The sequence below is a fragment of the Burkholderia sp. AU39826 genome (assembly GCF_020419965.1).
GTDB lineage: Bacteria > Pseudomonadota > Gammaproteobacteria > Burkholderiales > Burkholderiaceae > Burkholderia > Burkholderia semiarida.
Genome location: NZ_JAIZQG010000001.1, coordinates 722,282 through 741,130, shown reverse-complemented (window position 1 = coordinate 741,130; position 18,849 = coordinate 722,282). Strand labels below are relative to the sequence as shown.

The 18,849-nt window shown below is 69.6% G+C and carries 18 protein-coding genes and 1 pseudogene; 11 read left to right on the top strand and 8 right to left on the bottom strand.

Annotated elements, in window-relative coordinates; translation table 11 throughout:
* The first annotated feature begins 53 nt into the window (after positions 1-53).
* Positions 54-479 (top strand): helix-turn-helix domain-containing protein, encoded by a 426-nt coding sequence (locus LGM42_RS03280; protein ID WP_226231557.1) that lies wholly within the window; start codon positions 54-56, stop codon positions 477-479.
* Between the two features lie 148 nt (positions 480-627).
* On the opposite strand, the gene LGM42_RS03275 is transcribed toward LGM42_RS03280, so the two are convergent.
* Positions 628-1,509, bottom strand: coding sequence for a helix-hairpin-helix domain-containing protein (locus tag LGM42_RS03275; protein WP_226231556.1), 882 nt, complete (start codon positions 1,507-1,509; stop codon positions 628-630).
* Positions 1,510-1,691: 182 nt separating this feature from the next.
* Positions 1,692-3,215 (bottom strand): sigma-70 family RNA polymerase sigma factor, encoded by a 1,524-nt coding sequence (locus LGM42_RS03270; protein ID WP_226231555.1) that lies wholly within the window; start codon positions 3,213-3,215, stop codon positions 1,692-1,694.
* A 298-nt stretch (positions 3,216-3,513) separates the two neighbouring features.
* Here LGM42_RS03270 and LGM42_RS03265 point away from each other — a divergent pair, with 298 nt between their 5' ends.
* Together LGM42_RS03265 and LGM42_RS03260 are read left to right on the top strand one after the other, a co-directional pair.
* Positions 3,514-3,939, top strand: coding sequence for a hypothetical protein (locus LGM42_RS03265; protein WP_226231554.1), 426 nt, complete (start codon positions 3,514-3,516; stop codon positions 3,937-3,939).
* A gap of 28 nt (positions 3,940-3,967) precedes the next feature.
* A complete protein-coding gene (locus LGM42_RS03260; protein WP_060311728.1) occupies positions 3,968-4,819 on the top strand; it encodes an SH3 domain-containing protein in 852 nt (283 codons plus the stop codon).
* A gap of 120 nt (positions 4,820-4,939) precedes the next feature.
* Here LGM42_RS03260 and ilvD read toward each other — a convergent pair whose 3' ends face one another.
* From ilvD to LGM42_RS03235, 5 genes are all read right to left on the bottom strand, one after another.
* Positions 4,940-6,799: a dihydroxy-acid dehydratase gene (ilvD, locus tag LGM42_RS03255; RefSeq protein ID WP_226231553.1), complete on the bottom strand. Its 1,860-nt coding sequence runs from the start codon at positions 6,797-6,799 to the stop codon at positions 4,940-4,942.
* A 304-nt stretch (positions 6,800-7,103) separates the two neighbouring features.
* A complete protein-coding gene (locus tag LGM42_RS03250) occupies positions 7,104-8,126 on the bottom strand; it encodes an Ldh family oxidoreductase (protein ID WP_226231552.1) in 1,023 nt (340 codons plus the stop codon).
* Positions 8,119-9,711 carry an aldehyde dehydrogenase (NADP(+)) gene (locus LGM42_RS03245; protein ID WP_226231551.1) on the bottom strand — a complete coding sequence of 531 codons (1,593 nt, stop codon included), beginning with the start codon at positions 9,709-9,711 and terminating at the stop codon, positions 8,119-8,121. The genes LGM42_RS03250 and LGM42_RS03245 overlap by 8 nt, the downstream gene beginning before the upstream one ends.
* A gap of 83 nt (positions 9,712-9,794) precedes the next feature.
* Complete coding sequence (locus tag LGM42_RS03240; protein ID WP_226222381.1) at positions 9,795-11,420, bottom strand: APC family permease; 1,626 nt, start codon at positions 11,418-11,420, stop codon at positions 9,795-9,797.
* Between the two features lie 234 nt (positions 11,421-11,654).
* Positions 11,655-12,575 carry a dihydrodipicolinate synthase family protein gene (locus tag LGM42_RS03235; protein WP_226231550.1) on the bottom strand — a complete coding sequence of 307 codons (921 nt, stop codon included), beginning with the start codon at positions 12,573-12,575 and terminating at the stop codon, positions 11,655-11,657.
* A 251-nt stretch (positions 12,576-12,826) separates the two neighbouring features.
* On the opposite strand from LGM42_RS03235, the gene LGM42_RS03230 reads away from it, so the two are divergent.
* From LGM42_RS03230 to LGM42_RS03195, 8 genes and pseudogenes are all read left to right on the top strand, one after another.
* Positions 12,827-13,759, top strand: coding sequence for a 4-hydroxyproline epimerase (locus LGM42_RS03230; RefSeq protein WP_226231708.1), 933 nt, complete (start codon positions 12,827-12,829; stop codon positions 13,757-13,759).
* On the top strand, positions 13,756-14,883 hold the full coding sequence (locus tag LGM42_RS03225; RefSeq protein ID WP_226231549.1) for an NAD(P)/FAD-dependent oxidoreductase: 1,128 nt from the start codon (positions 13,756-13,758) through the stop codon (positions 14,881-14,883). Before LGM42_RS03230 ends, LGM42_RS03225 begins: the two co-directional genes overlap by 4 nt.
* A 127-nt stretch (positions 14,884-15,010) precedes the next feature.
* Entirely contained in the window at positions 15,011-15,244 is a 234-nt protein-coding gene (locus LGM42_RS03220) for a 2Fe-2S iron-sulfur cluster-binding protein (RefSeq protein ID WP_226231548.1), read from the top strand.
* Positions 15,241-16,518 (top strand): FAD/NAD(P)-binding oxidoreductase, encoded by a 1,278-nt coding sequence (locus tag LGM42_RS03215; protein ID WP_226231547.1) that lies wholly within the window; start codon positions 15,241-15,243, stop codon positions 16,516-16,518. The genes LGM42_RS03220 and LGM42_RS03215 overlap by 4 nt, the downstream gene beginning before the upstream one ends.
* A gap of 393 nt (positions 16,519-16,911) precedes the next feature.
* Positions 16,912-17,262, top strand: coding sequence for an ArsR/SmtB family transcription factor (locus LGM42_RS03210; protein ID WP_060311098.1), 351 nt, complete (start codon positions 16,912-16,914; stop codon positions 17,260-17,262).
* Positions 17,252-17,686 (top strand): YeeE/YedE family protein, encoded by a 435-nt coding sequence (locus LGM42_RS03205; protein WP_060311097.1) that lies wholly within the window; start codon positions 17,252-17,254, stop codon positions 17,684-17,686. The genes LGM42_RS03210 and LGM42_RS03205 overlap by 11 nt, the downstream gene beginning before the upstream one ends.
* A gap of 1 nt (position 17,687) precedes the next feature.
* Positions 17,688-18,110: a DUF6691 family protein gene (locus LGM42_RS03200; protein ID WP_226231546.1), complete on the top strand. Its 423-nt coding sequence runs from the start codon at positions 17,688-17,690 to the stop codon at positions 18,108-18,110.
* Positions 18,111-18,161: 51 nt separating this feature from the next.
* A pseudogene (locus LGM42_RS03195) lies at positions 18,162-18,401 on the top strand (PLP-dependent aminotransferase family protein); the annotation flags it as partial.
* An 84-nt stretch (positions 18,402-18,485) separates the two neighbouring features.
* Here the strand turns inward: LGM42_RS03195 and LGM42_RS03190 are convergent.
* Positions 18,486-18,764: a hypothetical protein gene (locus tag LGM42_RS03190; RefSeq protein ID WP_060311094.1), complete on the bottom strand. Its 279-nt coding sequence runs from the start codon at positions 18,762-18,764 to the stop codon at positions 18,486-18,488.
* Positions 18,765-18,849 lie beyond the last annotated feature (85 nt).

Genomic DNA, 18,849 nt, shown 5'->3' with positions numbered 1-18,849 from the left:
TTGATGGAGTCCGAGCGACTATCTTGCAACCTCAAGCGAACTTGAGGTCAAGCATGAGCCGACTGGACATTGCGGACGTAGCGCGGCGCACGGGACTGCCTGCATCGACGCTGCGTTATTACGAGGAAAAGGGGCTGATCGTCCCGATCGGCCGGCATGGGCTGCGGCGGCAATACGACGAGTCGGTGCTGGAGCGTCTGGCGTTGATCGCGCTCGGCCGCGAGGCCGGTTTCTCGCTCGACGACATCCTCGCGATGGTCGGCACCGAGGGCCGGCCGGCGATCGACCGCGCGAAACTCGATGACAAGGCCGACGAGCTCGACCGCACGATTCGCCGTCTCGGCGCGGTGCGCGATGCGCTGCGGCATGCGGCCGCATGCCCGGCGGCGAACCATCTCGAATGCCCGTCGTTCCAGAAGCTGCTGCGCATTGCCGCGCATCGTCATCCGGCGCGCCGCGCGAAGCCGGAAGGTGCGTAGGCAGCGAGCCCGCGCGAGGCAGGATGCGCCGCGATAGCCGTTCGACGGAAGGACGGCTACGTGGCGACGTCACGGGTTCGACGTGCCGAATGCGACGAGGCGACATCGTCCGTGCCGGCTTCGGCGTCCGCGAAACAACCGCGCCTGCTCATCCCGCGTAATACACGCGGCATTCCATTTCGCGCCCGCGCACGATCCGCTTGCCGATGAGTGCGCCGTACGTTTCGGTGAACACGGTGCGCTGGTGCTCGCACTGCACGGCGTCGTAGAAGTAGAGCGACACCCAGTCGGTCGGGCGCCCGGCTTCCGGCGTGCGCATGGCGGCCTGCTGGCTCAGCGCCGTGAAATGCCAGCCGCCCTTGGTCATGTGCATCACGGGCGGCGGCACGTAACCGTCCGCGTTCAGGCGCCGGTGCGTGAGCGTCGGCAGCACGCCGGCGGCCGCCTTGTTGCGGTACTGGCGATCGATGTAAAGCAGCAGTTCGACCGGCGGCTCCGTGCCGGGGCCGGCGTTTCGCATGTGACCTTGCCAGCGTCGGCGGCGGCTCAGCACGTCGTCGAGCGCGGCGCGGATGCCGACCGCGCGCCGCGGGCCGACGCCCGCGATCGTTTCGAGCTGGCCGTTGCGGGCCGCGCGTTCGAGTTCCTCGAGCGTATCGATGTGCAGCGCGTCATGAATGCGCAGCGCGAGCGCGTGACCGATGCCCGGCACGGCTTCGAATGCGGACGCGCGTTCCGCGTCGCCGCGCAGGCGGTCGAGCTGGCGCCAGCGGCCGGTCACCAGCAGCTCGGCGATCGCCTGCGCGACGCCCGCGCCGACGTCGGGCAGTGCGCCGAGCGCCTCGACGCCGCCGGTTTCGAACACGGTGCGGACGTCGCGGTCGAGCGCGTCGACCGTGTCGGCCGCCGCGCGGTACGCGGCGACCCGGTACGGATTCGCGCCCTGGTCGACGAGCCGTTGCGCGGCCTCGCGCAGGCAGGCCGCGATAGGCCGGTTTTCCTCGTACGTCTGGCTGACGGTCGACTGCATGGCGAGGGACCCGAAAAGCACAAACGGAATGGCTGCGGCGAGCGATGCGCCGGTCGGCTTTCAACCATTGTCGTGACGCGCGATGAAGAAGACTTGATGTGCGTCAATGGCAAACGTAGCACAGGCGCGCCGCGCACGGTCATGCAGCATTTCGGCACGACCGTGCGCGGCGCGCGATGCGGTTACGCGTCGAGAAACGACTGCGCGTTCTCGGCCTCGGCGGCCGTGCGCAGCGCAGCGAGCGCCCGTTTCTCGATTTGCCGCACGCGCTCGCGCGACATTCCCGCATCCTGCGCGATCGCGTCGTAGGTGTCGGGCTCGGCGCCGCCGAGGCCGAACCGCCGGCGCAGCACGTCGGCCTCCGTCGGCGTGACCGACCGCAGCAGCGACAGCACGCATTCGCGCATGCGCGTGTCGGCCAGTTGCTCGAACGGGCTGGCCGATGCCCGATCCTCGATCAATTCCACGAGGCCGGTATCCGCATCGGGCAGCGGCGTGTCGAGCGAAACCGGCTCGGCCGGCAGCGCGAGCACCGCGCGCAGCTTGTCTTCGTCGAGGCCGGTTTCGGCCGCGAGTTCGGCCGGCGTGGCCCGACGGCCCGTGCGCTGGCGAAAGCGCAGCACATGCCGCTGCACGCGTTGATACTGGTCGCCGACATGCACCGGCACGCGGATCGTGCGGGAGCGATCCGCGACCGCCCGTGCGATCGCCTGGCGGATCCACCACGTCGCATAGGTCGAGAACTTGAACCCGCGCCGGTATTCGAACTTCTCGATCGCGCGCATCAGGCCGAGGCAACCGTCCTGCACGAGGTCGGACAGGTCGACGCCGCGGTTCAGGTACTTGCGCGCGATCGACAGCACCAGCCGCAGGTTCGCCTCGAGCATCGCGCGCGTTGCATCGCGCACCTTTTGCTGGCCGTCGCTCAGTGCCGCCGCGAGCGCGCGCCGTGCGACCGCGTCGAAGTGCGCTGCATCGACCGCCGACGGATCGTGCGCTGCGCTCGCGAGTGCGCGCACGGTACGGCTTGCGTCGTCGACGGCCGGCGGGACCCACGCGAGCGAGCCGAGCAGGGCGGCCACGTGGTTGCGCGCGTCGCGATATTCGTCCGAACGGCTGCCATGCGCATGCAGCGCGCCGCGCAGCGCCGAGACCGCCGTGTGCAGCGCATCGTAGCGGGCGGGCGCCGGCGTATCGTCGTCGCCGTCGGCCGACCCGGTCGCGCCTGTCGTGCGATGACGCTCGAGCAGCACGTCGACCGCGGGCGGATAGCCGGCGATCGCATGCAGTACCTGATGACGGCCCGTCTCGATTTCGCGGGCGAGCGCGATTTCGCCTTCGCGCGTGAGCAGCGGCACCGCTTGCATGCGCCGCATGTAGAGCGCGAGCGGATCGGTCGACGCGCTCGTGCCGCGTGCGAGCTCGCCGAGCATGGCCCTGCCTTCGTCGAGCGCGTCGCGATCGACCTCGACCGGCGCCGCGCCGGCGAACGGTGCGGGCGCGGCCGGCTCGTCGAGTACCGCGATGCCGATGTCGGCGAGCGCGGCGCGCACGACGTCGAGCGCATCGGGGCTGTCGCTTTCGGGCGGCAGCGCGTCGACGAGGTCGGCGTGCGTCAGATAACCCTGCTCGCCGGCGAGCGCCAGCAACTGGATGATCGGATCGAGCGGTGTGTCCGCCCGGGGAGTGGGGCGTGGCGTAGTCATGTCGATGGCGGCGCGAGCCGCGTTCCTGTCTGGGCGGGCCGAAGCTCGCCGGTTTGCGGTTGCCGGTGGATCGCGGACGCCCGTCCGCGCCGGTCAGCCCGACATCGTTCAAGTTGAGGGCATTTGCGCCAACTTCAACGCCGGCGCCGCGGACGGGCCAGCACGCGGCGTGCCCGCGCGGCGCTCCGGAGCAGGAAACAAAAAGTAACCGATCATACGCGCGGAAATCCGCAGGGGACGTAAGCTAGAGTCACGCGCGCTGCCTGGCGGTGGCGCGCGGATTCTGCCGGAGTACGAGATGAACCCGATTCCCGCCGCGAGGCCGGCCGTCGTCGCGCTGGCCGCACTGATGCTTGGCGGCTGCTACTACACGAGCCCGTACGGCTATGCACCTTATTACGCACCCGTGCCCGCCACGGTGACGCAGCGCGAGATTCCGGCCGCACCGGCCACGCCTGGCCCGGCCGAGTCGACCGTGCCGCAAGCGCAGGTCGACGCCGGCACGGCGGTGCCCGTGTATGTCGCCCCGGCCTACGTGCCGGCGCCGTATCCGTATTACTACCCGGCGTACTACTCGGGCTGGTACGGGCCGCCCGTGACGATCGGCTTCTGGGGCCGCTGGGGCGGCGGCGGATACTGGGGTGGGCGCGGCGGGTACTGGCATCGTCCATGGGGTGGCGGCCATGGGGGCGGGGGCCATTGGGGCGGCGGCCATCGGCACTGACGGGCGCGCGGCGGCGCGGGAGAGCATCATGTTGAACACGATTGTCCGAAGTCTGTGCGTCGTCCTGGCCGGCCTCGCGGCCGTGCCGGGCGTCGCCGATGCGCAGAGCAGCGCTTACACGAATTCGCCGGCCGAGCTGTTTGCGGGGCCGGCGCCCGATTATCCGGTGGTCGCGCAGATTCCGCCCGGCACGGCGCTGGACGTATTCGGCTGCCTGAGCGACTACACGTGGTGCGACGTCGCGCTGCCGGGCGTGCGCGGCTGGATCGATGCGCAGTTGCTCGACTATCCGTACCAGGGCAACTATGTGCCGCTGCTCGAGTACGGCGCGATCATCGGTGTGCCGGTGACCGGATTCGCGATCGGCGCGTACTGGGACCGCTATTACCGGCACCGCCCGTGGTATCCCGACCGCGATCGCTGGGCGCGCCGTGCGGAGCCGCGGCTCGGCCCCGGCGGCATGCCGCCGGGGCAAGGGCGGCCGCGGCCGGGCGCACCGATGCAGGTCGCGCCGGCCGGCCCGCCGCCCGTGCATGACACGCGGCCATCGGCCACGCGCGGCGGCTGGAACGGCGCGAATCGCGTGCCGCCACCGGCTGCGCCTGCTCCTGCACCGACACCGATGCCGGGTGGAGTGGGTAATGCGCGCCCGGCCAGCCCGCCAGCGCCGACCCCGATGCCGGGTGGGGTGGGTAATGCACGTCCGGCCAGCCCGCCGCCGGCCGTGCCGCGCCCGTCATCGCCCATGCCGGGCGGCGAGGGCCACATGATGCCGCCGCCGGTGCGGCAGGGAGGCGGCGGTTATGCGCGGCCGCAAGGCGGCGGAAATGGCGGCGGTAATCGCGGCGCAGGCGGTGGCCCCGACGAATTCCGTCACTGAGGGCGCCGGTGCCGCGGCTTCTCCGGGCACCGGACGAAAAAAAGCCGCTCCGAAGAGCGGCTTTCGGATCGGGCGAGCGGGAACGGGCGAGCCGCTACCGGCCGCCCGTGGCGCGCCGTATCAGTCGTCGAGCAGGGACAGGTCGCGTACCGCACCCTTGTCGGCCGACATCACCAGCTTCGCGTATGCCTTCAGCGCCGCGGACACCTTGCGCGGACGCGGCTGGGCGGGCTTCCAGCCCTTCGCGTTCTGCTCCTCGCGGCGACGCGCCAGTTCCTCGTCCGACACCAGCACGTCGATCGTGCGGTTCGGGATGTCGATGCGGATGCGGTCGCCGTCGCGCACGAGGCCGATCGCGCCGCCCGCTGCCGCTTCCGGCGAGCAGTGGCCGATCGACAGGCCCGACGTACCGCCCGAGAAACGGCCGTCCGTCAGCAGCGCGCATGCCTTGCCGAGGCCCTTCGACTTGATGTAGCTGGTCGGGTAGAGCATTTCCTGCATGCCCGGGCCGCCCTTCGGGCCTTCGTAGCGCACGATCACGACGTCGCCGGCCTTGACCTTGTCGTTCAGGATGTTCTCGACCGCTTCGTCCTGCGATTCGGTCACGTGAGCGGAGCCTTCGAACACGAGGATGCTCTCGTCGACGCCGGCCGTCTTCACCACGCAGCCGTCGAGCGCGATGTTGCCGGTCAGCACGGCGAGGCCGCCTTCCTTCGAGAACGCATGCTCGTACGAGCGGATGCAGCCTTCGGCGCGGTCGAGGTCGAGGCTCGGCCAGCGCGTGTTTTGGCTGAACGCGACCTGCGTCGGAATGCCGGCCGGGCCGGCCAGGTAGAACGTGCGGACCGCTTCGTCTTCCGTGCGGACGATGTCCCACTGGTCGAGTGCGTCCTTCAGCGTCGGCGCGTGCACGGTCGGCACGTCGGTGTGCAGCTTGCCGGCGCGGTCGAGCTCGCCGAGGATCGCCATGATGCCGCCTGCGCGGTGCACGTCCTCGATGTGGTACTTGTTCGTGTTCGGCGCGACCTTGCACAGCTGCGGCACGCTGCGCGACAGGCGATCGATGTCCTTCATCGTGAATTCGATGCCGGCTTCCTGCGCGATCGCGAGCAGGTGCAAGATCGTGTTGGTCGAGCCGCCCATCGCGATGTCGAGCGTCATCGCGTTCTCGAACGCCTTGAAGCCGACCGAGCGCGGCAGCACGCGTTCGTCGTCCTGCTCGTAGTGCTGGCGCGTCAGTTCGACGATGCGGCGGCCGGCGCGCTTGAACAGCTGTTCGCGATCGGCGTGCGTGGCGACGACCGTGCCGTTGCCGGGCAGCGACAGGCCGAGCGCTTCGGTCAGGCAGTTCATCGAGTTCGCGGTGAACATGCCCGAGCACGAGCCGCAGGTCGGGCACGCCGAGCGTTCGACTTCGGCGACGTCGGCATCCGAATACGACTGGTCGGCCGCGATCACCATCGCGTCGACGAGGTCGAGCTTCTTCAGTTCGATGGCTTTGGTGACCGGGTTCGCGAGGCGCGTCTTGCCGGCTTCCATCGGGCCGCCCGACACGAAGATCACCGGAATGTTCAGGCGCATCGCGGCCATCAGCATCCCCGGCGTGATCTTGTCGCAGTTCGAGATGCAGACCATCGCGTCCGCGCAGTGCGCGTTCACCATGTATTCGACCGAGTCGGCGATGATGTCGCGGCTCGGCAGCGAGTACAGCATGCCGTCGTGGCCCATCGCGATGCCGTCGTCGACCGCGATCGTGTTGAATTCCTTCGCGACCCCGCCCGCGGCTTCGATCTCGCGCGCGACGAGCTGGCCGAGATCCTTCAGGTGCACGTGCCCGGGCACGAACTGGGTGAACGAGTTGACGACCGCGATGATCGGTTTCGAGAAATCGTCGTCTTTCATGCCGGTGGCACGCCACAGCGAGCGCGCACCTGCCATGTTGCGGCCGGCGGTGGAGGTTTTGGAACGGTAAGTGGGCATGGTGAAAGCTGAAGAAATATCGCGGGAAAAGGGTGGAGGCTCGGGAATAAAGGCCTCTCTCGCGCCCGTGCGAACAACCTCTTGAGCTGCGCCCTGGGCAAACTTCGCGATTATCCCACAGCCGCCGGGCCCGTGGCGCCGGCGGGAGCGGGCGAGCGGCGCGCCGGACAGCGGCCATGCTCGCCCGGCGCGCCCGGGCTCGCCGGCACGCAGCCCGACGCAGGTCATTGCCGGCGCAACGGGCGCGCGGCTTCACCGCCCGTTCTGCCGATGGTGAAGCCGCGCCGTGCGGCTCGATCGCGCGTCAATCGAGCAGCGTCAGGATCTCGTCGTACAGCGCCTTCGGAATCCGCACGCCGTTCGCGATGCTGCGCGCGCGAGCGTCGAAGCGCCGTTGCGACGGCAGCCGCGCGCCCTGCGCGACGATCGATTCGAACATCCGTTCGCCGCGCGCGAGCCCCGCGTCGAGATCGTCGCCGAGAAACACCTTCGGGTCGAACGCGATCACGAGCTCGCCGTGGCAAGGCGTCGCGCCGACGCCTTCGTCGAAATCCATCGATTCCCGGCTCGTCATGTCGCCGATCAGCGCGCCGCCGAGCAGCTCGACCATCGCCGCGAGCGCCGAGCCCTTGTGCCCGCCGAACGTGCGCATCGCGCCCTGCAGCGCGGCTTTCGGATCGGTGGTCGGCTGGCCATCCGCGTCGATCGCCCAGTGCGGCGGAATCGTCTTGCCCTGTTTCGCGTGCAGCTCGATGTCGCCGCGCGCGATCGCGCTCGTCGCGAAATCGAACACGAACGGCTCGCCGCCCGGGCGCGGCCATGCGAACGCGATCGGGTTGGTGCCGAACACCGGTTCGTGGCCGCCTTCCGGCGCGACCCAGCTATGGCTGGGGTTCATCGCGATGCCGACCAGCCCTTCGGCGGCGATCGCCTCGACCTCGGGCCACAGCGCGGAGAAGTGATAGCAGTGGTTGATCATCATCGCGGCGATGCCGTGCTGCTTCGCCATCTCGACCAGCACGGGCAGCCCGGTTTCGAAGCTCAGCAGCGAGAAGCCGCGATGCGCGTCGACCGCGACGATCGACGACGACAGCCGCCGCAGCGTCGGCACGGCCTGCGGATCGACCTTGCCCTTCTTCAGCGAGCGCACGCACACGAGCAGCCGGTACACGCCGTGCGAATGGCATTCGTCGCGCTGGCCCTGTGTGATCACGTTGGCGATGGCCCGCGCGTGTGCGTCGGACATCCCGTTGTGCGTCAGCACGCGCAGCGCGAGCGCGTGGACTTCGTCGAGCGACAGGATGACTTCGGTTGCGCGCTCAGCCATGGTTCACCTCGCACGGGGCGGGCACGCCGTCGATGCGTTGCGGCACGTGCAGCGGATTGCCGCTGCGAATCGCGTCCGGCAGCAACGCGTCCGGCACGTCCTGGTACGACACGGGGCGCAGGAAGCGCTCGATCGCGCGTGCGCCGACGGACGTCGTGCGCGTGTCGGACGTCGCCGGGAACGGGCCGCCGTGCACCATCGCGTGGCCGACCTCGACGCCCGTGCCGAAACCGTTGACGAGAATGCGGCCGGCCTTGCGTTCGAGCGTCGGGCGCAGCGCGGCGAACAACGCGGCGTCGCCGTCGGCGAGATGCGCGGCGATCGTCAACTGACCTTCGAGCGACTTCAGCACGCGATGCAGCGTGCCGGCATCCGGGCAGCGCACGATCAGCGATGCGGGGCCGAACACTTCGTCGCGCAATTCGGGGTGCGCGACGAACGCATCAGCGGACGTCGCGAACAGCGCCGCGCGGGCCTGGTGACGGCCGCCTTCCGCGCCTTCGGCCAGCAGCTCGACCGCATCGTGATCGCGCAGCGCCGCGACGCCTTGCGCGTAGCTCGTGTGGATGGCCGGTGTCAGCATCGTCTGCGCGGCGACGGCACGCACGGCATCGGCCGCCGCGGCTTCGAATGCGCGCAGCGCGGGGCCGTCCACCGCGAGCACGAGGCCTGGATTCGTGCAGAACTGGCCGGCGCCGAGCGTGAGCGACGCGACGAACTGCGCTGCGATGGTGTCGTGACGGGCGTCGAGCGCGGCGGGACACAGCAGCACGGGATTGATCGAGCTCATTTCCGCATAGACGGGAATCGGCTCGGCTCGCGCGGCCGCGATATGCATCAGCGCGACGCCGCCGCGGCGCGAGCCGGTGAAGCCGACCGCCTTGATGCGCGGATCGGCGACGAGCGCCTGACCGATCTCGCGCGACGCGTCGAACAGCAGCGAGAACACGCCGGCCGGCATCCCGCATTCGCGCACGGCCTGCTGGATCGCGCGGCCGACGAGTTCCGACGTGCCCGGATGCGCGGAATGCGCCTTGACGATCACCGGGCAGCCGGCCGCGAGCGCCGACGCCGTGTCGCCGCCGGCCACCGAGAACGCGAGCGGGAAGTTCGACGCACCGAACACGGCGACGGGCCCGAGCGCGACGTTGCGCAGGCGCAGGTCGACGCGCGGCAGCGGCTTGCGCTCGGGACGCGCCGGATCGATCCGCGCGTCGAGAAAGCCGCCGTCCCGGACGAGCGACGCGAACAGCGCGAGCTGCCCGACCGTGCGGCCGCGTTCGCCTTCGATGCGTGCGCGCGGCAGCCCGGTTTCGACGACGCAGCGCTCGATCAGGTCGTCGCCGAGCGCCATGATGTGGCGGCCGATCGCGTCGAGGAACGCGGCGCGCGCGTCGGGCGACGTTTCGCGATAGGTGTCGAACGCGTCGTCGGCGAGCGCGCACGCCGTTTCGAGGTCGTGCAGGCTCGCGCCGCCGAATGCCGGTTCGAGCGGTTCGCCGGTGGCGGCGGCGAGCGCGTGGAGGGTGCCGTTCTGCCCGGTGACGGCCGACGGGCCGATCAGGAGCTGACCTGTGAGTTGCATGGTTTTCCTCGGAAAAGGCAGGGCCGGGCGTACTGCGCCCGGCCGTTGGAAGGGGAAAAGGGCTGAAAAAGGGCGCGGGCGCGTCAGTCCTCGTCGTCGTCGAGTTGCAGCTTGTCGGCGCGCACGCCGGTGTTTGCGCCCCAGTAGTAGATGACGAGCGCGACGGCCGCGACGACGACCGTGTCGTACGGATGCGCGAGCCGGCCCGTGCCGCCGAAGCCGCCGAGATACGACAGCACGATCATCGCTGCATAGAACGCGATCAGCCACGCGGACGAACGCACCTGCTCGGCGAGGCTCAGGTGCGCGGTCGGCACCCAGCGGCGGCACGCGAGATAGATGACGAACATCACGATCTGCAGCCCGAGTAGCCAGGACACCGTGCTCCAGCCCGACCAGTAGACGATCAGCGCGGCGATCACGAACGACGCGGGGCCGGTGACGCCGAACGCGCTGGCGCGGAACGGCCGCGGCAGGTCGGGCGCGGTGCGGCGCAGCGCGGCGACCGACACGGGCGCGACCGCATAGCTCAACACCAGCGCGGCCGACACGATGTTGATCAGCGCTTCCCACGACGGAAACGGCAGCGTCCAGAAGATCGCGAGGCCGAACGTGAGCCACAGGCCCGCGCGCGGGATGCCCGACGCTTCGTCGACGCGCGTGAACACCTTGAAGAACGTGCCCGTTTTCGCCCAGCCGTAGACCACGCGCGGCGTCGCGTTCATATAGATGTTGCCGCAGCCGCTCGGCGAGATCATCGCGTCGGCGACGACCATCACCGCGAGCCAGCCGACGCCGAGCGCAAGGGCGATGTCGCGGTACGGCAGCGAGAACGCCTTGCTCACGTCGTGCCAGCCGGCGGCGAGCATGGCCGTCGGGATGCTGCCGATGAACGCGAGCTGCAGCAGCACGTAGATCAGCGTCGACAGCAGGATCGACAGGATCAGCGCGATCGGGATCGTGCGCTGCGGATTGCGCACCTCGCTCGCGACCGAGACGATCGGCGTGAGCCCGAGATACGCGAAGATGATGCCGCCGGCCGACACGGCCATCTCGATGCCCGGCATGCCGAACGGCGCGAAGCCGTGCACGGTCAGGTTCGCGGGCTTGAAGAACGTGAACAGCACGCCGATCACCGCGAGCGGCACGATGAACTTGAAGACGCTGATGATGTTGTTCGCCTTCGCGAACGTCTTCACGCTCGAATAGTTCAGGTAAAAGAAGAAGCAGAGCAGCGCGGCCTGCACGAGCCAGCCGAGTGTCGTCGGGTCGCTCGATCCTTCGATCGTCAGGCCCGGAAACCACGCGGCCGCGTACTGGCGCGCGGCGACCACTTCGATCGCGATCAGGCTCGAGAACGCGATCAGCGTGATGAAGCCCATCAGGTAGCCGAGCAGCGGGCCGTGCGAGAACACCGGGTAGCGCACCACGCCGCCCGCGCGCGGCAGCGCGGCGCCGAGTTCGCAGTAGACGATGCCGAGCAGCAGCACCGCGAAGCCGCCGAGCAGCCACGAGAAGATGCCGGCCGGGCCCGCGATCGTCGATACGTGACTCGCGGCGAACAGCCACCCCGAACCGAAAATGGCGCCGAGACCGATGAACGTGAGATCGGTCAGCGACAGCTGTTTCTTGAACTTGCCGTGACCCGCGTCGGGGTGCGCGGAACGGGAAAGCGGGACGGACGGGTGTGCGTTGCCTTGGCCTGGCATGGGCTTGTCTCCTGGAGGGAATATCGGCACAGGCTCGATGTGCGCCGCGCTCCGACGGAGCAGTGGCGCTCGCCTGCAGGCCGGCGTCGCCCGGTTCGAACGACCGGGGCGGGCCGCGGCCCGTTCACGCGCGGCGCGACGCCGGGGTTGGCGTGAACGGCCCGCAGGCCATGCCGGACCGGAGACGGCGGCGCGTAGCGGGGCAAGCCCGCGCGCCGCCGCCGGGGGCGTCGATCAGAGACCGACGTCGGGCAGCACCGGGCGCGTTTCCAGCGCCTTCGCGACGATCGCCTTCACTTCCGCGAGCGTGTCGCCTTGCAGTGCGAGGCGCGGCGGACGCGTGATCGCGCTGCCGCGGCCGACCAGCTCTTCGCACAGCTTGATGCACTGCACGAGGTCCGGGCGTGCGTCGAGGTGCAGCAGCGGCATGAACCAGCGATACAGCGCGAGCGCTTCGTCGAAGCGCTTCTGCTTCGCGAGGCGGAACAGCGTCTCGCCTTCCTTCGGAAATGCGTTCGACATGCCCGACACCCAGCCTTCGGCGCCGACCGCGATGCTCTCGACCACGACGTCGTCGAGGCCCGCGAACAGCACGAAGCGATCGCCGACCGCGTTGCGCAGGTCGATGAAGCGGCGCGTATCGCCCGACGAATCCTTGAAGCAGACGATGTTCTCGCAATCCTGCAGCGCGATCAGCACGTCGGGCGTCACGTCGTTCTTGTAGATCGGCGGGTTGTTGTAGACCATCACCGGCAGGTCGGTGCTCGTCGCGACCGCGCGAAAGTGCGCGGCGGTTTCGTGCGGTTTCGCCGAGTAGACGAGCGCGGGCATCACCATCACGCCGTCGACGCCGACGCGCCGCGCTTCGCGCACCGTGTTGCGCGCGAATTCGGTCGTGAATTCGGCGATGCCGGCGATCACCGGAACCTTGCCGCCGGCCGCGTCGCGTGCGGCTTCGATCACCTGGAGCTTCTCGCTCGTCGACAGCGACGTGTTTTCGCCGACCGTGCCGCAGACCACGAGGCCCGACACGCCGTCGTTCACCAGGTTCTTGACCACGCGGTGCGTGGCGTCGATGTCGAGGGAAAAGTCCGGCTTGAACTGCGTGCTGACGGCCGGGAAAACCCCGGTCCACTGAATGGCGTTTCGGCTCACTGAAATCTCCTACGTGTTCGTATCGGTCGGCCGACAGGTGTCGGTGTGGCAACCAGTATCGCCGCGCAAATGCCCATCACGCTTGAGTCGTATCGCGGAGCAAAATGACGAAATCGGCACAGCGGCCGGCAGGGGCGTCGGGGGCGCGTTGCACTATGCCGATTTCGTCGTCGTCCTCATCGAAAAGCCACAAGCGGACGGACGCGCGACGGAGGAAGCTATGCTCCTTTCCCCACTTCGGACGGCTCATGATGAAGCGCATCCAGATCATCGATTCGCACACGGGCGGCGAACCCACTCGGCTCGTCGTGTCCGGCTTTCCGTCGCTCGGCAACGGCACGATGGCCGAGCGCCGCGACGTGCTCGCGCGCGAGTACGATCGCTACCGCACCGCGTGCATCCTCGAGCCGCGCGGCAGCGACGTGCTGGTCGGCGCGCTGCTGTGCGAGCCCGTGGCGCCCGACGCGGCGGCCGGCGTGATCTTCTTCAACAATAGCGGCTACCTCGGCATGTGCGGGCACGGCACGATCGGCGTCGTGCGCACGCTGCATCACATGGGCCGCATCGCGCCGGGCGTGCACCGGATCGAGACGCCGGTCGGCACCGTCGAGGCGACGCTGCACGACGACCTGTCGGTCAGCGTGCGCAATGTGCCCGCGTATCGCCACGCGCAGGCCGTCGAAGTCGACGTGCCGGGATACGGCCCCGTGAAGGGCGACGTCGCGTGGGGCGGCAACTGGTTCTTCCTGGTCAGCGACCACGGGCAGCACATCGCCGGCGACAACGTCGCGGAGCTTACCGCGTATGCGTCGGCCGTGCGCGCAGGGCTCGAACGCGCGGGCATCACCGGCGCCAACGGCGGCGAGATCGATCACATCGAGCTGTTCGCCGACGATCCCGCGCACGACAGCCGCAGCTTCGTGCTGTGCCCGGGGCTCGCTTATGACCGTTCGCCGTGCGGCACCGGCACCAGCGCGAAACTCGCGTGCCTCGCGGCCGACGGCAAGCTCGCGCCGGGCGCGGTGTGGCGGCAGGCGAGCGTGATCGGCAGCGTGTTCCACGCGAGCTACGAGCTGGCCGACGGCGGCATCGTGCCGACGATTCGCGGCAGCGCGCATCTGAGCGCGGAAGCGACGCTGCTGATCGAGGAAGACGATCCGTTCGGGTGGGGCATCGGGTCGTGAGCGAAACGAAGACCGACGTCGTCGTGATCGGCGCCGGCATCGTCGGCGCGGCGTGCGCGCACGAACTCGCGCGGCGCGGGCTGCGCGTGCTCGTCGTCGACGACGCGAGCGGCGGCGCGACCGGCGCGGGCATGGGGCACCTCGTCGCGATGGACGACAACGCGGCCGAACTCGCACTGAGCCATTACTCGATCGAACTCTGGCGCGCGTTGAGCGGCGAGATGCCCGACGGCTGCGCATACCGCAATTGCGGCACGCTGTGGCTCGCGGCCGATGCGCACGAGATGGATCTGGCGCGCGCGAAACAGGCGACGCTCGCCGCGCACGGCGTGGCCGGCGAGCTGATCGATGCGGCAGCGCTCGCGCGACTGGAGCCGATGCTGCGCGCGGGCCTCGGCGGCGCGCTGAAGATTTCCGGCGACGCGATCCTCTACGCGCCCGTCACCGCGAACTGGCTGCTGCAGCGCGCGCCGCGCATCACGTTGCGTCGCGACCGGGCCGTCGCGGTCGATGGCCCGAGCGTGATGCTCGCGAGCGGCGACGTGCTGCGCGCGGAGCGTGTCGTCGTCGCGAACGGCGTCGCGGCGCGCTCGCTGCTGCCCGAACTGCCGCTGCGCCCGAAAAAGGGCCATCTGCTGATCACCGACCGCTATCCGGGCCACGTGTCGCACCAGCTCGTCGAGCTCGGCTATGCGGCGAGCGCGCACGCGAGCGACGGCACGTCGGTCGCGTTCAACGTGCAGCCGCGGCCGACCGGTCAGTTGCTGATCGGCTCGTCGCGCCAGTTCGACACCGAGGATTCGCAGGTCGAGCCGCCCGTACTCGCGCGCATGCTGCGCCGCGCGGTCGGTTACCTGCCGGATCTGGCCGAGCTCAACGGCATCCGCGCATGGACCGGCTTCCGCTCCGCGAGCCCCGACGGCCTGCCGCTGCTCGGCGAGCATCCGTCGCGCCCGGGCGTGTGGCTCGCGGTCGGGCACGAAGGGCTCGGTGTGACAACCGCGCCGGGCAGTGCGCGGATCGTCGCCGCGCTGATGGCCGGCGAGCGGCCGCCCATCGATATCGAGCCATATTTGCCGGGACGCTTTCTGAGCGCGTCCCCCGTAGCTGGAGCGCTGACATGAAACGACCCCCACGCTCACTTCGTCCGCTGTCGACCGGAGTTGGCGCTTCGGCGCTGACTTCGGCCCCATGCAAGGCACCCCCCGCGGGGGCTGTCAGCCGCCTTGGGGCGGCCCGGCGGAGGCTGACATGATCATTCATCTGGACGGCCGCGCGCTGACGGTGGCCGACGGCGCGACCGTCGCGGCCGCCGTCGCGGCGAGCGGCGACGACACGACGCGCGTGTCGTGCACGGGCGCGACGCGTGCGCCGTTTTGCGGGATGGGTATCTGCCAGGAGTGCCGGATGACGATCGACGGCCGGCGCCGGCTCGCGTGCCAGACGCTGTGCCGCGACGGCATGCAGGTGGAGCGCACGCGATGAAACAGGAACGACAGGAACGATTGAGCGTCGACGTCGCGATCGTCGGCGCGGGCCCGGCCGGGCTGTCGGCCGCGGGGGCCGCCGCCCGAAGCGGCGCGACGGTTGCGATCGTGGACGACAACCCGCGCGCGGGCGGGCAGATCTGGCGGCAGCCGGCAGCAGTCGCACCGACGCCGGCCGCTGCCGCACGCCTCGCCGTGCTGGGCCAGCCGAACGTCACGCATCTCGCGGCGACGCGCATCGTCGCCGAAACGCAGCCGGGCACGCTGCTGCTCGAAGACGACGAACGCGGGCGGCTGCTCGATTTCCGGACGCTGATTCTCTGCTGCGGCGCGCGCGAACTGCTGCTGCCGTTTCCGGGCTGGACGCTGCCGGGCGTGACCGGCGCGGGCGGCTTGCAAGCACTGATCAAGTACGGGCTCGACGTGCGCGGGCAGCGCACGGTGATCGCAGGCAGCGGGCCGCTGCTGCTGGCGAGCGCGGCGACGGCCCGGCAGGCCGGCGCGCGCGTATCGCACGTGCTCGAACAGGCCGCTTGGCGCGACGTGGCCGGCTTCGGTACGGGGCTGTGGCGCTGGCCGTCGAAGCTCGCGCAGGCCGCGAAGCTCGTCACGACCGCGTATCGGCCCGCTGCGTACGTCGTCGAGGCATTCGGCGACGAGCGGCTCGAACGCGTGCGGATCCGGCACGGCGATCGCGAATTCGACGTCGACTGCGACCGGCTCGCATGCGGCTTCGGCCTCGTGCCGAATACCGTGCTGCCGCGGCATCTCGGCTGCCGGATCGAGAACGACGCGGTGGCCGTCGACGCGCACCAGCGCACGAGCCGCGACGGGTATTTCGCGGCGGGCGAGTGCACGGGCGTCGGCGGCAGCGAGCTGGCGATGGTCGAAGGCGAGATCGCCGGCTATGCGGCGACCGGGCAGACCGCTCGACTGGCCGCGCTCGTCGCGCGGCGCGCGCACTGGCAGGCTTTCGCGGATGCTGTCCGTGAGCGCTTCGCGATTCGCGAACCGATCCGCCGGCTCGCGCGGCCCGACACGCTGCTGTGTCGCTGCGAAGACGTACGGTTCGACGCGGTCGCGCGGGAACCGGCCTGGACGGCCGCCAAGCTGCAGTCGCGTTGCGGGATGGGCGCGTGCCAGGGCCGTGTGTGCGGCGCGGCCGCGCAGGCGCTGTTCGGCTGGACGCCGCCCCCGCCGCGCACGCCGCTCGTGCCCGCGCGGGTCGGCACGTTGATGCTCGACGGCACGGGGGCCTGCGACAGCGCATGATGCGCGACGCTGGCGGACTGTGATGAAGCGGCCCCGGTTTGCGCCGGGCCGTGCCGCTCCTTCCATCTTTACTTCACCTTCACTTTTCCTGGCCGCCGGCCTCGGCCCGCCACGAGCGCGCAGGCGATCGAGCGTCGTGGGCATGGGCACGGGTGGCGGCTCCTTCTGTCGCGGTGCCAGTTCATCGACACAGTGCCCGCGCCGTCGAGCTCCATCCGCAGGATGCGATCGCAGTTCAACTGCATGAAGCGCCTCGCGGCGGGGCCCGCGTGATGGTAGGCAAGGAGGTTTGATTGAGGGTGATCAACCGAATTGCCGATCCGGCAAGCAGCGGGAAAAAGAATAATATACAAAATAATATAATATTGATTCTTTAATCATGTCCCTCCGCCGATGAACGACGATTTCCCGGCCGGGCTACCCGGCCCCGACCAGATGCGCGCCGCCGCCGAATCGGCCTGTGCACTGCTGAAGGTGATGTCGAATCCCGACCGTCTGCTGCTGCTGTGCGAACTGTCGCAGGGCGAGCGCTGCGTGAGCGATCTCGAGGCGCGCCTGGACATCCATCAACCGACGCTGTCGCAGCAGCTCGGCGTATTGCGGGACAACGCGCTGGTTCGTACGCGCCGCGAAGGCAAGGCGATTCACTATTCGCTCGACAGTCCGGCCGCGATCGCGGTGATGGGCGTGCTGTACGAACAGTTTTGCGGGGCGACCGTGAAGGAGGCGCGCGATGCAGATTGATGCGCTTCATTTCACGCCGTGGCTATCGCTCGTCGGCGGCGTGATGATCGGGGGCGCGGCCGTGTGGCTCGTCGCGTTCAACGGCCGGATCGCCGGTATCAGCGGGATCGTCGGCGGCCTGCTGACGGCGGGCCGTGCAGAGCGCGGCTGGCGCGCGGCGTTCGTCGCCGGGATGATCGTCGCACCCGTCGTCATGCGTTTCGCCGGGAGCAACTCGATGCCGCAGGTCGACGCCAGTTGGCTTGACGTGATGGCGGCCGGGCTGCTGGTCGGGATCGGCACACGATACGCGGGCGGCTGCACAAGCGGCCATGGTGTATGCGGAATTTCGCGCGGCGCGCTGCGCTCGGCGGTCGCGACGGCGACCTTCATGGTCGCCGGCTTTGCGACCGTGTTCGTGCGGCTGCACGTTGCGGGGGGCTGACATGCAGGCAGGATTCGCGTTTCTGGCAGGGCTGCTGTTCGGCGTCGGCCTCATCGTGTCGGGTATGGCCGATCCGCGGAAGGTGCTCGGTTTTCTCGACCTGGCGGGCCGCTGGGATCCGTCGCTTGCGTTCGTGATGGCCGGCGCGATCGGCGTTGCGGTGTTCGGGTTCGCGTGGGCGAAGCGCCGCACACGGTCGTGGCTCGGCCTGCCGATGCAGTTGCCCGCGCAGCGGGCGATTACCGTGCGCCTCGTCGCGGGAAGTGCCGTATTCGGCATCGGCTGGGGAATTGCCGGGTTTTGTCCCGGGCCTGCGATCGTGTCGATCGGCTTCGGGGCGGCCAAGGGAATCGGGTTCGTCGTCGCGATGCTGGCCGGAATGGCGTTGTTCGAGTGGATCGAGCGACGGCGGAATGGGCCGTGAGGCTGGTGCGGCGGCTGCGCCCGTCACGTCGTGCGTTCGTCCATCGCCGCGATGAGCCAGTTGCCCGACGGGATGCTGTGGATCGCGTTGGCGGAAGGCGTGCGCTCCGATGTGTTGTTCGACGCCGCGCTCGCGCATGGAGTCAAGATCGCGCCCGGTTCGATCTTCTCGAATGCGGGCCGTTTCGACGGCTATATCCGGCCCGGCTGCGCGCGCGTATTCGATGCGGCGCACGAGGCGGCGTTCGACACACTTGGCCGCCTCGTACGGGAAGCCATGGCGGCCGGGTAAGCGCGACGGCGCCGGCCGGCCGGACTTCCGAATATGCGAGTGCGCCGGCCGGGCGCGGCACCGAAGCGGCAAGCCTCCGCCATTTCATCGGCCGACCGCGTGCGTGGCGAGGTGCTGGCGAATCAGCGACAGGTAACGATCGCCGACCGAGAAATCGCGTGCCGCGCGCGGCCGGGCGGCGGCCGGCCGCAGCGTGGCCGGCACGCTCATGCCCAGATACCGGCACACGGCCGACGGAAAGGGCTTGCGCGTATGCCCGAGCTGACGCGCAGCGCGTTCAATGCGGGCATCGCCGACCTGGGCACGAAGCCACGCCAGCACTTGGCGATCGGTGTCGTTGACGATACGGACCAGATGTTCCATCGCGCACCTCACTGTTCATAAATACAGTACTGTAAATATAACCAGTGTTTGCGGGAACCGCAAGCGGCGGCCCGTCGGCTGGCCG